This window comes from Nonomuraea sp. NPDC052634 (assembly GCF_040678535.1).
Taxonomy (GTDB): domain Bacteria; phylum Actinomycetota; class Actinomycetes; order Streptosporangiales; family Streptosporangiaceae; genus Nonomuraea; species Nonomuraea fastidiosa.
On sequence record NZ_JBFATY010000001.1, the window covers coordinates 481,643 to 495,565 of the forward strand.

The 13,923-nt window shown below is 74.2% G+C and carries 12 protein-coding genes; 10 read left to right on the forward strand and 2 right to left on the reverse strand.

The genetic code is table 11. The annotated features are described in order from the left end of the window. Positions 1–5: 5 nt before the first annotated feature. Positions 6–1,115 carry an LLM class flavin-dependent oxidoreductase gene (locus tag AB0K67_RS02345; RefSeq protein WP_364051527.1) on the reverse strand — a complete coding sequence of 370 codons (1,110 nt, stop codon included), beginning with the start codon at positions 1,113–1,115 and terminating at the stop codon, positions 6–8. A 265-nt stretch (positions 1,116–1,380) separates the two neighbouring features. On the opposite strand from AB0K67_RS02345, the gene AB0K67_RS02350 reads away from it, so the two are divergent. The 4 genes from AB0K67_RS02350 (at position 1,381) to AB0K67_RS02365 (ending at position 5,433) form a co-directional block, all read left to right on the forward strand. After that, entirely contained in the window at positions 1,381–2,280 is a 900-nt protein-coding gene (locus AB0K67_RS02350; RefSeq protein ID WP_364051530.1) for a LysR family transcriptional regulator, read from the forward strand. Next, positions 2,280–2,771, forward strand: a complete 492-nt coding sequence (locus AB0K67_RS02355) for a cupin domain-containing protein (RefSeq protein WP_364051533.1) — start codon at positions 2,280–2,282, stop codon at positions 2,769–2,771. The genes AB0K67_RS02350 and AB0K67_RS02355 overlap by 1 nt, the downstream gene beginning before the upstream one ends. A gap of 10 nt (positions 2,772–2,781) precedes the next feature. Beyond that, positions 2,782–4,347 (forward strand): rhodanese-like domain-containing protein, encoded by a 1,566-nt coding sequence (locus tag AB0K67_RS02360; RefSeq protein WP_364051536.1) that lies wholly within the window; start codon positions 2,782–2,784, stop codon positions 4,345–4,347. 69 nt (positions 4,348–4,416) lie between these two features. Beyond that, the gene (locus AB0K67_RS02365) at positions 4,417–5,433 is read left to right on the forward strand and encodes an LLM class flavin-dependent oxidoreductase (protein WP_364051539.1); all 1,017 of its coding nucleotides are present in this window, start codon (positions 4,417–4,419) and stop codon (positions 5,431–5,433) included. 16 nt (positions 5,434–5,449) lie between these two features. Here the strand turns inward: AB0K67_RS02365 and AB0K67_RS02370 are convergent, their stop codons facing one another. After that, the gene (locus AB0K67_RS02370) at positions 5,450–6,049 is read right to left on the reverse strand and encodes a class I SAM-dependent methyltransferase (protein WP_364051542.1); all 600 of its coding nucleotides are present in this window, start codon (positions 6,047–6,049) and stop codon (positions 5,450–5,452) included. A gap of 172 nt (positions 6,050–6,221) precedes the next feature. Between AB0K67_RS02370 and AB0K67_RS02375 the strand changes: the two genes are divergently transcribed. The 6 genes from AB0K67_RS02375 (at position 6,222) to AB0K67_RS02400 (ending at position 13,922) form a co-directional block, all read left to right on the forward strand. Continuing rightward, the gene (locus AB0K67_RS02375) at positions 6,222–7,391 is read left to right on the forward strand and encodes an MFS transporter (RefSeq protein ID WP_364051545.1); all 1,170 of its coding nucleotides are present in this window, start codon (positions 6,222–6,224) and stop codon (positions 7,389–7,391) included. 235 nt (positions 7,392–7,626) lie between these two features. Then, entirely contained in the window at positions 7,627–8,679 is a 1,053-nt protein-coding gene (locus AB0K67_RS02380) for an iron ABC transporter permease (RefSeq protein ID WP_364051548.1), read from the forward strand. Next, complete coding sequence (locus AB0K67_RS02385) at positions 8,676–9,449, forward strand: ABC transporter ATP-binding protein (RefSeq protein WP_364051551.1); 774 nt, start codon at positions 8,676–8,678, stop codon at positions 9,447–9,449. Before AB0K67_RS02380 ends, AB0K67_RS02385 begins: the two co-directional genes overlap by 4 nt. After that, positions 9,446–10,429, forward strand: a complete 984-nt coding sequence (locus tag AB0K67_RS02390; protein WP_364051554.1) for an ABC transporter substrate-binding protein — start codon at positions 9,446–9,448, stop codon at positions 10,427–10,429. Before AB0K67_RS02385 ends, AB0K67_RS02390 begins: the two co-directional genes overlap by 4 nt. Continuing rightward, positions 10,426–12,099: an ABC transporter ATP-binding protein gene (locus AB0K67_RS02395; RefSeq protein WP_364051557.1), complete on the forward strand. Its 1,674-nt coding sequence runs from the start codon at positions 10,426–10,428 to the stop codon at positions 12,097–12,099. The genes AB0K67_RS02390 and AB0K67_RS02395 overlap by 4 nt, the downstream gene beginning before the upstream one ends. Continuing rightward, complete coding sequence (locus AB0K67_RS02400) at positions 12,096–13,922, forward strand: ABC transporter ATP-binding protein (RefSeq protein ID WP_364051560.1); 1,827 nt, start codon at positions 12,096–12,098, stop codon at positions 13,920–13,922. Before AB0K67_RS02395 ends, AB0K67_RS02400 begins: the two co-directional genes overlap by 4 nt. Position 13,923: the final 1 nt, after the last annotated feature.

Here is a 13,923-nt window from a genome sequence, read left to right on the forward strand (position 1 = left end):
GGAGCTCACCCTCGCCCCGCGGGAGCGAGCCGCCGCTCGCGGGCGGCGGCCCCGGCGCGCAGCAGCGGCACCAGCTCCTCGCCCCAGTCGCGCACGTCCTGCAGCGGGTCGAAGCCGCGGATGAGGAACGTGCGGATGCCGAGGTCGTAGTACTTCAGCAGCGCGTCGGCGACCTGCTGCGGGGTGCCGACCAGGGCGGTGGAGTTGCCGCCGCCGTCGGTGAGCTGGGTGACGCCGAACCAGAGCCGCTCGTCGTGGATCAGCTTCTCGTCGGCCTCGTCCTTGAGCCGCTTGGCGCCGACGGCGGTGTTCTCACCGCGGCCGATGCGCCAGCCCGCGGCGCCGCCGTTGCCACCGGCGAGGTTCTCTTCGAACGCGCGGCGGATGGCGGCGGCCTTGTCCCAGGCGGCCTCCTCGGTGTCGGCGACGATCGGGCGTACGGACAGGGAGAAGGCGATGTCGCGGCCGTGCCGGGCGGCTTCGGCGCGGATGAGCTCGATGCGCTCGCGGGTCTGGGCCAGGGGCTCGCCCCACAGGGCGTAGACGTCGGCCCAGCGCCCGCCGACGCGGATGGCGTCGTCGGACTGGCCGCCGAAGAAGATCGGCACCTCGCCGTGCGGTTTGACGGAGCTGAACGCGCCCTCGAAGCGGTAGAACTCGCCCTCGTAGTCGAACGGCTCGCCGGAGGTGAGCGTGCGCCGCAGCACCTCGATGAATTCGGCGGTGCGGCGGTAGCGGGCCTCCTTGCCGTGGAAGTCGCCGTCGCGCCGCTGGTCGGTGTCGCTGCCGCCGGTGATGTGGTGGATCGCGAGCCGGCCCGCGCCGGTGAGGTTGTCGAGGGTGGCGAGCTTGCGCGCGGTCAGCGTGGGCTGGATGAACCCGGGCCGCTGGGCGATGAGCACGCCGAGGCGTTCGGTGTTGTAGAGCACGTGGGCGGCGGCGGCGAAGCCCTCGGGCGAGCTGGCGCTGTGGGCGATGAGCACGCGGTCGAAGCCGGACTGCTCGTGGGCTCGGGCGAAGTCGGTGAGGTAGCCGGGATCGACGACCGGACCCCGCCATCCGGCGCTTTCCGAGCCGTAGGTGGTCGAGACCATCCCCAAGATCTGGATCGACAAGTGTCTGCCTTTCGACGTTTCGGTGCCGCCGCGCCCTGCGGGCGCGCGAGGGCACGCCGGAGCCGGCGCGTGAGCGGCATGGAGGTGCGGCGCGACGGTGCGGCCGAGGGTGTGGGGCGCCGTCGTCGGCGCCGCCGGGCGACGTCTGGTCCCAGCCTGCGGTGTCGCACGCCCGGCTGTCCAACGACGGTTTCTAATCGCGGTTCATCACGTCACGTGATAATTACCCTTACATCAGGTAGGAATAATGGGTATGCTGGCGTTCATGAACCGTACGCTGGACATCGCTCCGTTGCGCAGCTTCGTCGCCGTCGCCGACGCCGGCGGCTTCCAGCGCGCCGCCGACGCCCTCCACCTGAGCCAGGGGGCGGTGAGCCAGCACGTCCGCCGGCTGGAGTCGGCGATCGGGCGGCCGTTGGTGGAGCGGCGCGGGCGTGGCTCCCGGTTCACCGCCGACGGCGAGAAGCTGCTCAATCTGGCGCGCGGCATCCTCGCGCTGCACGACGAGGGGCTGCGCAGCTTCGGCGAGGAGCCGCGCGGCACGATCGTCATCGGCTCGACCGAGCACGCCGCCGCCCAGCTCCTGCCGCACCTGGCCACCGCGCTCGACGGGGCCGCGCCCCGCTACGGCGTGAAGTTCCGCATCGACCGCGGCACCAAGCTGCGCGAGAGCTTCGCCGCAGGCCGCATCGACCTGGCCCTGCTCATCGGCCCCGCCGACGACCCGCACGCCACCCCGGTCGGCGACCTGGCCTTGACCTGGTACTCCGCGCCCGGCTGGACGCCGCCCCGCCACGGCGAGCCGCTGCCGGTCGTCGCGTTCGACCATCCCTGCGCGCTGCGCGACCGCGCGCTGACCACGCTGGCGCACCACGCGGTGCCCGTCGCGATCGCCGCCGAGGCCAACCAGCTCGCCGGGGTGCAGGCCGCCGTGAGCGCGGGCGCGGGCGTGGCGCTGCTGGCGACGCTCGGGCAGACCCCCGACGGCCTGGTGCCCCGCGACGACCTCCCCCGGCCCAAGCCGCTGCCGCTGGCGCTCTGGACGCGCAGAGGCGTCAAGCCCGCCGTGTCCGAACGCGTCGCGCAGACGCTGCGCCGCCTGCTGACGACCCCGGTCCTGACCGAGGTGCCCCCGCACGACCTCGTCCTCGCCAAAGGAGCCTGATGCCCGACCGTGACCTCGTCCGTACGCCCAGCGGTGTGCTCGTGCCCGCCGGGATCGACCCGTTCCACCGCACCCTGCACCACGTGGCCCCGAGCGGGCTGCTCGGCCAGACCACGCAGACCTCTGGCATGACCCGCCTGGAGGCGATCAGCGGCAAGACGGTCGGCTCGGCCAACCTGTGGATGGGGCAGACGCACGTCGCCGCATCCACGGCGTCGGGCAACCACCACCACGGGGCCTCCGAGACCGCCATCTACGTCGTCTCCGGCCATCCCGTCTTCGTCTTCCTCGACGTGGAGGGCGACCAGCCGGTGGAGCGCCGCGTCGAGACCGATCCGGGCGACTACATCTTCGTGCCGCCGTACGTGCCGCACCGGGAGGAGAACCCCGACCCGGAGACCGAGGCCGTCGTGGTCATCGCGCGTACGACGCAGGAGGCGATCGTGGTGAACCTCGACGGGCTCGACTGGTCCGAAGTCGAGATCCGCTAGAGCCGCTCCGATGCACGCCGAGCAGGTGCGGGCGCTGCTGCTGCGCCGCAGCGAAGTCGTCATCGCCGACGTACGCGAGGAGGCCGTCCACGCGCGGGGCCACCCGCTGTGGGCGGCCAGCTTCCCGCTCTCCCGCTTAGAGCTGGACGCCTGGCGGCGCATCCCCCGCTGCGACACCCCGATCGTCGTCTACGGCGACGCGGACTCCCCCGCCTCCCGGGCGATCGGCGTGCTGCGGCGGCTCGGCTACACCCGCGTGCACGAGCTGGAGGGCGGGCTCGACGGCTGGATCGCCTCGGGCGGTGAGATCTTCCAGGACGTGAACGTGCCGAGCAAGGCGTTCGGCGAGCTGGTCGAGTCGGTCGCCGGCACTCCATCGCTGCCGCCGCAGCGGGTGCGGGAGCTGATCGACGCGGGCACGCCGCCGGTCATCGTGGACGCGCGCACGTTCGACGAGTACGCCACCACGAGCATCCCGACCGCCACCAGCGTGCCCGGCGCGGAGCTGGTGCTGCGCGTCCGCGAGCTGGCGCCCGACCCCGCCACCCCCATCGTGGTGAACTGCGCGGGCCGCACCCGCAGCATCATCGGCGCGCAGTCCCTCATCAACGCCGGCCTGCCCAACCCGGTCGCGGCGCTGCGCGACGGCACCATCGGCTGGACGCTCGCCGGGCAGCGCCTCGACCACGGCGCCACCAGGACGGCACCGCCCGCCGTGACGCCGGAGCACCACGCCCGAGCCGTGGCGGGGGCCCGCGCCGTCGCCGAGCGGGCCGGGGTCGCCTTCATCGGCGCTCGAGACCTGCCCGGCCTGCGCGAGCCCGGGCGCACCACGTACGTCTTCGACGTCCGCTCCGCCGCCGAGTACGCCTCCGGGCACCTCGACGGGGCCCGCCACGCGCCCGGCGGGCAGCTCGTGCAGGAGACCGACCACTACGCGCCGGTGCGCGGCGCGCGCATCGTGGTCGTGGACGACGACGGGGTCCGCGCCGCGATGACCGGGTCGTGGCTGGCCCAGATGGGCTGGGAGACGTACGCGATCAGCCCGGCCGCGCCCGATGACCTGGTCTGGAAGGGCGAGGAGCCGCCCCTCCATCCCGAGCCGCCCCGGATGGACACCGTGGACGCGGCGACCCTGCGCACCTGGCTGGACAGCCGCTCGGCGGTGGTCATCGACGTCGGGCCCAGCCGTGCGTACGCCGCCGGGCACGTCCCCGGCGCCTGGTACGCCGCCAGGGCGCTGCTGCCCGCCGCGCTCGGCGCGATCGGGGACGCCGAGCGGTACGTGGTCACCTCGCCGACCGGCGTGCTGGCCCGCTTCGCCGCGGCCGACCTGCGCCGCCTCACCTCCGTCCCGGTGTTCGCGCTGGACGGCGGCACCGGGGCGTGGGAGGGCTTGGAGACGGATTCCGTGCGATACGCGGTCGCCCCGAACGACCGGTACCGGCGGCCGTACGAGGGCACGGACAATCCCCGGGAGGCCATGGAGGCGTACCTGGAGTGGGAGTACGGCCTGGTGAAGCAGCTCGAACGCGACGCAACCCACAATTTCCGGGTGTTGCGCGCCATCCCCTGACAAGTTCCTCCTTGTCCCGATATAACCTACCTTTTGGATAGGCAATATCGCGGGAGAGAGGAAGCCGCCGTGCCGCTGCCCACGCGCCCCCTGCGCAAGCTGGGTTTCCTGACCATCGGGCTGTTCGACGGGAACGACCCGCGCCCCGGACACGAGTCGACCCTGCGCATCATCGAGCTGGGCGAGCAGCTCGGCTTCGACAGCGCCTGGGTGCGCCACCGCCACCTGCAGTACGGCATCTCCTCCCCCGTCGCCGTCCTGGCCGCCGCGACCCAGCGCACCACCCGCATCGAACTCGGCACCGCCGTCATCCCCCTCGGCTGGGAGAACCCGCTGCGCCTGGCCGAAGACCTCGCCACCGTGGACATCCTGTCCGGCGGCCGGCTCAACCCCGGCGTCAGCGTCGGCCCGCCCATGCACTACGACCAGATCAAGGACGCCCTCTACCCGGACACCGCCGACGCGGAGGACTTCAGCTACGAGCGGGTGCGCCGGCTGCTGAGCTTCGTACGCGGCGAACCGGCCACCTCCTTCAGCGGCACCGAGGGCTTCGAGGTCTTCTCCGACCGGGTACAGCCCCACTCGCCCGGTCTCGCCTCCCGCATGTGGTACGGCGGCGCCAGCCTGCGCTCGGCCCGCTGGGCCGGCGAGCAGGGCATCAACTTCCTCACCAGCAGCGTCGTCAAGGCCGAGGAGTCGGAGGACTTCGCCCAGATCCAGCTCTCCCACATCCGGGAGTTCCGCGCCCGCCACCCGCACGGTGACAAGGCCCGCGTCTCCCAGGGCCTCGTCGTCATCCCCACCGACTCGGCCACCCAGGAGCAGAAGGCCAAGTACGCCGAGTACGCGGCCAAGCGCCTGCCCCGCACCGCCGCACCGCAGGGTCCCGCCCGCATGCTGTTCTCTCCGGACTTCGTCGGCGAATCCGCCGAGATCGCCGAGCGGCTGTACGCGCACGCGGCGTTCCAGGAGATCGACGAGGTGGCCTTCGCGCTGCCGTTCACCTTCGAGCACGAGGACTACGTACAGATCCTCACCGACATCGCCACGAAACTGGGCCCCGCCCTCGGCTGGCATCCCGCCTGACCCGCCCGTCCTGCTCTCAGCCCGCGCTCGTCTCCCGGGGTTCGGTGTAGACGAGGAGGTAGCGCCAGAAGAGGAGGCGGCGGATCGTGGCGCCGGGAAGGAGGTCCGCGGCGGCGGCCCTGATCTCCGGCAGCGTCATGACGGGGTCGGTCGTCGGCATCACGGCCCGGCCGGTTCGCGGTCTTCCGGCCGTCACCAGGCGGGCCACCGCGTTCGCGGGCACCGCCGCCATGCTGACCAGGAAGTCCGTCAGCGTGCTCTCGCGGTACAGCCCCAGGATCACGAGCCGCCCGCCCGGGGCGAGCGCGCGGCGTAAGCGGGTCACCGTGGCGAACGGCACGTGGTGGATGCTCGCCAGACAGGAGATGAAGTCGTAGTGCCGCTCGGGGAGGTCGGCCGAGGTGATGTCGAGCTGCCGGAAACGCACCGATTCCGGCATGTTCCTCGCCGCATCGAGCATGGGGACCGTGTCGATCGCGTCGACCTCCAGGCCGAGCCCGGCCAGCCGGCGGGCGAACGCGCCGGCGCCGCACCCCACGTCGAGGGCTCTGCTCGCGCCCTCGGGGACTTCCCTGACGAGCAGGTCGTGGTAATGCTCGTTGTGGTCGAAGGCCATGGCCCGGGACATTACCGCCTTCCCGGCCGGACGACTCACCGCCGGAGATCCACGTCCGCGCCCTGTCCGGGCGCAGGCTGAGGTCATGCACGAACGCAGACGCGCGCGCTTCGCCCGAGACCGAGGTCCTGGCGCCGCCACCGGCCGGCGCCGGTTTCACCGGGGGTGGCGGATGGTCGCGGCGCTGGCCGTCACGCAGACCATCGGCTACGGGGTGCTCTATTACGCCTTCTCCGTCTTCCTCGCCCCCATGGCCCGGGACCTGCGCGCGAGCGGTACGCAGGTCGCGGGTGCGCTCACGCTCGCCGTGCTGACCACCGCCCTGTGCGCCCCGGCCGCGGGGAGGTGGCTGGACGCGCGGGGCGGGCGGGGGTTGATGACGGCCGGTTCTGTGCTGGGCACGCTGGCCGTTCTGGGGTGGTCGCAGGCGCACGACCTGCTCCAGCTCTACGCCGCGTTCCTGGGTATCGGCGTGGCCTCGGCCATGGTGCTGTACGAGCCGGCGTTCGCCGTCATCGTCGCCTGGTTCGACGGTCCTGCGCACGGGCGCGGGCGGGCGAACGCGCTGCTCGCGGTGACCATCGTGGCCGGGTTCGCATCGGCGGTGTTCCTGCCGCTGTCGGGTCTGCTCGTCGAGCGCTACGGCTGGCGTCAGGCGCTGGTCGTCCTCGGCATCGGGTACGGCGTGGCCGCGATCCCGCTGCACGCCCTCGTCCTGCGCAGGCCGGCGCACCATGCCGCGAGGGCCGCCGCCAAGGCCCGGGACGATCTGGTGCGGGAGGCCGTGCGGGCGCGGCCGTTCTGGCTGCTGGCGACGGCCTTCACCGCGCACAGCGGTGCGGTGGCCACGATCGCGGTGCTGCTGGTCACCTACCTGGTCCACGTCGGGCATTCCCCCGTTTTCGCCTCCACCGTGGCCGGGCTGCTCGGCGTGCTGTCGGTCACCGGCCGCGTGGTCACCACCGGCCTGCGCCGCCGCTGGCACGCCGCCCCGGTCGCCGCGGGCGTCTTCGCCGTGCAGGGCGCCGGGGCGCTGCTGCTGCCCGTGGTGGCGGCGCACGCGGCGGGGGCGGTCGCGTGCGTGCTGCTGTTCGGGATCGGGTTCGGGGTCGGCACGATCACGCTGCCGCACCTGCTCGCCGAGCGGTACGGCACCGCCGCCTACGCCGGCCTGTCCGGCCGGATCGCGCTGTTCGCGGTCGCCGACAAGGCGCTCGCGCCGCTCGCCGCCGTCGCTCTGGCCCAGGCGGCCGGCTACGGATGGGTCATGGGCGCGGTGGCCGCCGCCTGCGGGATCGCGGCCCTCGCCCTCCTCGCCTACCACCGCCACCGGCTTCCCTGACCCCGGCTCGCCCGCCCCGGCTTCCCTGACGCCTGCTCGCCTGCCCCGGCTTCCCTGGCTCCGTCGCCATCGCCTCAGCGCTCCCGTCTCTGGCGGTCCCTCTCATGGTCTCCGTCCCCCCTGATCGCCGTCCCACCTCCGCTGCGTCATGGCGGCTGCGCGACCCCCCGATTTCCCACTCAATACGATAATCATTATCATTCTCGACCATGTCGGACTTTGCATGTGGTGCCGCATGATCGAACCCACCCCCGAAGAACCCCTCCCCAGACCGCGCCCCAGGACCGCCGTCACCCTCGCCGGGCTGGCCGTGCTGCTCGTCGCGGCGGGCATGGCGGCCGTCTCGCTCGGCCCCGTCCCGGTCGCGCCCGGCGACGTCGCCACGATCCTGGCCGCCCACCTCGGGCTGCCGGGCGACGGGGTGACGGCACAGGACGTCCTCGTGGTCGAGCAGCTCCGGCTGCCGAGAGTCCTGGTGGCGGCGCTGGCCGGCGCGGCGCTGGGCGTGGCGGGCGCGGTGATGCAGGCGTTGTTCGGCAACCCGCTGGCCGAGCCGGGCGTGACCGGCGTGTCGTCGGGCGCGGCCGTGGGGGCGGTGCTGGCGATCACCTCGGGCGCGGCTGGCGGCCTCGTGCTCCCGGCCGCCGCGTTCGCCGGGGCGCTGGTCACGGTGGCCGTGGTCTACGCGATCGGGGCGTTCGGCCGGGAGCGGGGCATGGCCACCGTGCTGCTGGCGGGGGTCGCGCTCAATGCGCTGCTCGGCGCGGTCGTGTCCGTTCTGGTGGCCAACGCGCCGGACGAGGAGTCGCTGCGCGGCGTCGTCTTCTGGTTGCAGGGCGATCTGGACGCCCGTACGTGGGAGCACGTCCGGCTCATCGCCGGCCCGGTGCTCGCCGGTGTGGCAGTGACGCCGGCGTTCGCCCGCGACCTCAACGTGATGCTGCTCGGCGACGACGCGGCGCGCACCGGCGGCGTGGACGTGACCCGCACCCGGCACCTCCTGCTGATTCTGGCGTCCCTGCTGGCCGGGGCGGCGGTGTCGGTCAGCGGGGTGATCGGCTTCGTCGGCCTGGTGGCGCCGCACATCGTCAGGCTGGTCGCGGGGCCCGACCACCGGCTGCTGCTCCCGGCGAGCGCGCTGCTGGGGGCGGCGTTCCTGGTGCTGGCGGACACGGCGGCGCGGATGTCGCCGGTGCCGGTGGCGCTGCAGACCGGCGTGGTCACCGCGTTCGCCGGCGCGCCGGTGTTCCTGCTGCTGGTGCTCTGGTCCGCAAGGAGCGCCCGATGATCGCCGTCGACGGCCTGCACGTGGAGCTGGACGGGAACGCGGTGCTCCACGATGTCGAGCTGGCCGTGCCGCCGGGGCGGATCGTGGGTCTGGTCGGCCCCAACGGCGCGGGCAAGTCCACGCTGCTGCGGACGATCGCCGGGCTGCACCGCCCCAGCCGAGGACGCGTGCTGCTCGCGGGCCGCCCGGTGCACGCCAGGAAACCCCAAGAGCTGGCCCGCGACGTGGCCTACCTGCCCCAGGACATCGCGCTGCCGTTCCCGTTCACCGCCTACCAGGTGACGCTCATGGGACGGCACCCGCACCTCGGCCGCTTCGCCCGCGAAAGCGCCGCCGACCACCGGACCGCACAGCGCGCCATGGCCGCCACCGGCACCGCGCACCTGGCCGGGCGGAGCGTGGCCACGCTCTCGGGCGGCGAGCGCCAGCTCGTGCTCCTGGCCAAGGCGCTCGCCCAGGACGCCCCCGTGCTGCTGGCCGACGAGCCGGTCTCCGCCCTCGACCTGCGCCACCAGCTCGACGTCCTGCGGCTGCTGCGCGGCTGCGCCGGCGCCGGGCGCACGGTGCTGGTCGTGCTGCACGACCTCAACCTCGCCGCCCGCTACTGCACCGAGCTGGCCCTGCTGTCCGGCGGCCGGGTGATCGCCTGCGGCCCGCCCGCGACCGTGCTCGCCCCCGATCACCTGGCCACCGCGTACGGCGTCGGCGCCGTGGTCCGCCCCGACGACGTCACCGGCTCACTCACCGTCACCGCCTTGGAGAACCCGTGAACCCCACCCTGATCCGCCTCGCCGCCGCCGTGCTCGGCCTCGGCCTGCTCACCGCGTGCGCCCCGGCGCCCGCCGCACCCGCGAACCACCCCTCGGACGCCGCCTTCCCGCGCACCGTCCAGGTGCCCGGCGACCCCGTACGGCAGATCACGATCCCCGCCCGGCCGCAGCGCATCGCCGCACTCTCGCCGGACACCGCCGAAGCCGCCATGGAGCTGGCCGGCCCCGACCGGCTCATCGCCGTCCCCGCGTCCAGCGCCGGCGCGTCGCTGTCCAGCCACGCCGAGCAGATGGCGAAGGTCCCCACCAAGCTGCCGCCGGGCAACGATCCCGACCCCGAACAGATCATCTCTCTCGCCCCCGACCTCATCCTCGTCACCACCAGGCACGGCGGCGAGCGTGACGCCCGGGCCGCGCTCGCCAAGGCCGGCATCCCGATGATCGCCATCGGCAACGGCTGGAGCACCCTGGAGGAGGTCAAGCAGAACCTGACGCTGCTCGGCACCGCGCTCGGCGCCGAGTCCACGGCCGCCGAGCTGAACGCCGAGCTCGACCGGCGCGCCCGCGACGTGGCCGCGCGGCTCGGTGAGCCCGCGCGGCGGCCCGGCGTGGCGATCCTGTCCAACCAGGCGGGCAGGCCGTTCATCAACGCCGCCGATGTGCTCGCCTCCGATCTCGTGAAGCGCGCCGGAGGGGACCTGGTGGCCGATAAGATCGGTTTGCGCGCCACCGCGCCGGTCACCGCCGAGCAGCTCATCGCCGCCGCCCCCGACGCCATCCTGCTGATCGACGTCACCGGCAAGGGCCGGGAGTCGTTCGCCGGCGTCCTGGACAACCCGGCCGTGGCGGAGCTGCCCGCCGTGCGCGACGGCCGCGTCAAGCTCCTGCCGGCGCGGATCTCGTACGGCACGGGCGGCGTGCGCGTCGCCGACGGGCTGGAGGAGATCGCCCGCTGGCTGCACCCCGAGGAGATGCGATGAGCCCCGCCAGCCCCGACCTGTCACCATCCCGGCTCGATCTGCCGGTACGACCCCACGTCCTGGCGGCCCTTGCCTGCGGCTGGCTGGTCGCGGTCGGCCTGTGCACGTGCTACCTGGGCATCGGCCGGCTCATCGACGACGTCATGGCCGGCGGAGACCGGCTGTGGGCTGCGCTCGCGACGATGGCGGGCGGCATCGTGCTCGCCGCCGCCGGTGCCGTCGGCCAGGGCGTCGCGCGCGGCCGTGGCGAAGGTGTGGCGGAGGTCAGCGTACGGGCGAGGATCCACCGGTTCGTCCTGTCCGGCGGGACGCGGCGGGAGGCCCGCGCGGGCGGCGGCCCGGTGACGGGCTCGCTCGCCTCGCTGGCCACCGAGAGCGCCGCCAAGCTCGCCGCCTGGCGCGGCGGCTTCCTCGGCCCGCTGGTCGCGTCGGTCACCACTCCCCTGGTCGTCGTGGTGGTCGTCGCGCTCGTCATCGACGTGACCTCGGCGCTGGTGCTGCTGGCGGTCGTGGTGGCGGTGCCGCCGGTGGTCGGCGGGTTCCAGCGGTTGTTCCGCGCGTCCTCCGCCGCGTACCAGACGCAGTCGAGGCGCCTCGCCGCGCAGTTCCTGGAGTCCATTCAGGGGCTGCGGCTGCTCACCCTGCTGGGCGCGGCGCAGCGCCGATCCGAACTGCTGGCCGAGGAGAGCGAGCGGCAGCGCCGCGCCACCATGCGGCTGCTGGCGGGCAACCAGCTCGTACTGCTCATCACGGACGTGGTGTTCTACGGCGGGCTGATCGGCACCGGCACCGCGCTCGCCTTGTCGCGGTACGCGTCGGGCGCGATCTCCGCGGGCACGGCCGTGGCGCTGGTGCTGATCTCGTTGCTGCTGACCGAGCCGATCAGCGTCGTCGGCCAGTTCTTCTACATCGCCATGACGGGCCGGGCCGCGGGACGTCAGATCCTCGCCGCCCTGGCCGGTGAACGCCCTGCGGCCCCGGACCACGGCGGCACGGCCGCGCCCGCAGCCCATCCCGATGACGGTGACGAACGGGATGCGGTAGAGCTGGTCGCGGTCACCGCGGGCCACGGCGGCGGGCCGGACGTCGTGACGGACGTGACGTTCAGCGTGCGCCGGGGCGAGATGGTGGCGCTCGTGGGCCCGTCGGGCGCGGGCAAGTCCACGCTGCTGTCGGTGATCGCCGGAGAGCTGGCGCCGCGCAGCGGCACCGTACGCCTCCCCGCGGCCGGGGGCGGCGCGCCGGGCCTGGCGCTGGTTCCCCAGCACAGCTGGTTGTTCAGCGGCACCATCGCGAGCAACCTGCGGCTCGCCGACCCCACCGCGAGCGAGGAACGCATGTGGCAGGCCCTGCGGGATGCGCGGCTGGCCGCCGAGGTGGAGGCGATGCCGGGCGGCCTGGAGGCGCGCGTCGGCGAGGAGGGCCTCACGCTGTCGGGCGGGCAGGCGCAGCGGCTGGCGCTGGCCCGCGCGCTGCTCATCGACGCCGCCGTGCTGCTGCTCGACGAGCCGACGAGCCACGTGGACGCGCGTTCCGAGCAGCTCATCATCGACTCGCTGCGCCGCCTGCGCGGCACCCGTACGATCATCGTCGCCACCCACTCACCCGCGCTCAGCGGAGTCGCCGACCGGGTCATCGAGGTCCAGGCCGAGAAGGCGGTGGCACGATGATCGCCCGGCTGGCCGCGTTCGCCCGGCCGTTCGCGATCCCGCTGGCGCTCTCCACGGCGCTGCGCGTGGTGCAACTGGCCTGCGGCATCGCGATCCTCGCGGTCGCCGTGGGCGCGGTCGTCAGGATCGACGAGATCAGCATCGCGGGGACGGCCGTGCTGATCGCGGTGCTCGCCCTCGCCAAGGGCGCCGCGCACTACGGCGAGCAGTACCTCGGGCACTGGGTGGCGTTCACCGTGCTGGCCAGGCTGCGCGTCACGTTCTTCGACGCGCTGACCCGGCTGTCGCGCGGCGTCCTGCACCAGCACCGCTCCGGCGACCTCACCGCGCGCGCCACCGCCGACGTCAACAGCGTCGAGGTCTTCTACGCCCACACGATCGCGCCCGCGATCGCCGCCGCCGTCGTCTCCATCGGCTCGGCCGCCTGCCTGGCCGTGGCCGCCGACCCGGCGCTCGGGGTGATCCTGCTGGCCGGTGCGGCGGTCTCCGGCCTGGTGGTGCCGCTGCTCGGCCGTCGCGCGTCCGAACGTGCGGCCCGGCGGCGGCAGCACACCCGGGGGCAGATCGCCGCGCACGTCACCGACAGCATCGGCGGGTTGCGCGAGCTGACGCTGCTGCGGGCGCTCGGCCAGTGGCAGGACCGGCTCGACGCGCTCGACGCCCGCGCCACCGCCGGCACCCGGACGCTGGCCGTCCGCACCGCCTCACGGAGCGCCGCGAACACCGCCGTGCTGGCGGCGACCGTGTGCGCGATCGCGCTGGCCGGCGCGTACCTGTGGCAGGACGGCAGGATCACCATGCTCGCGTGGTGGGTGTCGGTCGCCGTGGCCCTCGCGCTGGGGCCCGCGCTGACGGCGGTCGAGGCGTTCGCCTCGGAGTTCGGCACCACGCTGGCCGCCGCCAGGAGGCTGTTCGCCATCATCGACGCGCCCGCCGGGTCCGGCCAGGACGAGTCCGCGCCGGGTGCGGGAGCGGGCGCCGGTGCCGCGGCCGTTCCCGGTGCCAGGCCGGGCGGAGCAGAGGCGGCGGCCGGGCTCAATGCGGTGCCCGGCGCGAGGCCGGCCGCCGGGCCGGGCGCCGGGCCGGGCGCGGTCCCGGGTGCGAGGCCGGCCGCCGGAACGAGTACGCGGCCCCGTACGGGCGTCGCCGTGTCCATGCGCGGCGTCCGCTTCGCCTACCCCGGCGCGCCCGCTGGCGTGCCGCCGGTGCTGGACGGCATCGACCTCGACCTGCCGCCAGGGTCGGCCACGGCCGTGCTCGGTCCGACCGGCAGCGGCAAGTCGTCGCTCGGCTACCTGCTGGCCGCCGCGCTCACGCCCACGGAGGGCACGATCACGCTCGACGGCACCGACCTGCGCGACATCCCCGACGACGAGCTGCGCCGCCGGGTGGCGCTGGCCGACCAGCGGCCGTTCGTCTTCTCCGGCACCGTGGCCGACAACCTCCGCCTCGCCCGTCCGGACGCGAGCGAGGCGGACCTGTGGCACGCGCTGGAGGTCGTGGCGCTGGCCGACACCGTACGCGGCCTGCCCGAGCAGCTCGGCACGCCGCTCAGCGAGCGCGGCCGGAACCTGTCGGGCGGGGAGCTGCAGCGCCTGTCCCTCGCTCAGGCGCTGCTGCGCCGCCCCGCCCTGCTGATCTGCGACGAGGTCACCAGCCAGCTCGACGCCGGCACCGAGGCCCGGCTGCTCCGGCGGCTGCGCAGCGAGCTGGCCGGCTGCACCACCGTGTGGATCACGCACCGGCGGGCGACGCTGGACCTCGTGGACCGGGTCGTCGTGCTCGACGGGGGCCGGGTCCGTACGGAGGACCTGCCTGAGTGAG

Bases quoted from the DNA above. Each gene is read 5' to 3' on its own strand.
- AB0K67_RS02350 (WP_364051530.1), top strand. From the start codon at position 1,381: ATGAACCGTACGCTGGACATCGCTCCGTTGCGCAGCTTCGTCGCCGTC.
- AB0K67_RS02355 (WP_364051533.1), top strand. From the start codon at position 2,280: ATGCCCGACCGTGACCTCGTCCGTACGCCCAGCGGTGTGCTCGTGCCC.
- AB0K67_RS02360 (WP_364051536.1), top strand. From the start codon at position 2,782: ATGCACGCCGAGCAGGTGCGGGCGCTGCTGCTGCGCCGCAGCGAAGTC.
- AB0K67_RS02370 (WP_364051542.1), bottom strand. From the start codon at position 6,049: ATGGCCTTCGACCACAACGAGCATTACCACGACCTGCTCGTCAGGGAA.
- AB0K67_RS02375 (WP_364051545.1), top strand. From the start codon at position 6,222: ATGGTCGCGGCGCTGGCCGTCACGCAGACCATCGGCTACGGGGTGCTC.
- AB0K67_RS02380 (WP_364051548.1), top strand. From the start codon at position 7,627: ATGATCGAACCCACCCCCGAAGAACCCCTCCCCAGACCGCGCCCCAGG.
- AB0K67_RS02385 (WP_364051551.1), top strand. From the start codon at position 8,676: ATGATCGCCGTCGACGGCCTGCACGTGGAGCTGGACGGGAACGCGGTG.
- AB0K67_RS02395 (WP_364051557.1), top strand. From the start codon at position 10,426: ATGAGCCCCGCCAGCCCCGACCTGTCACCATCCCGGCTCGATCTGCCG.
- AB0K67_RS02400 (WP_364051560.1), top strand. From the start codon at position 12,096: ATGATCGCCCGGCTGGCCGCGTTCGCCCGGCCGTTCGCGATCCCGCTG.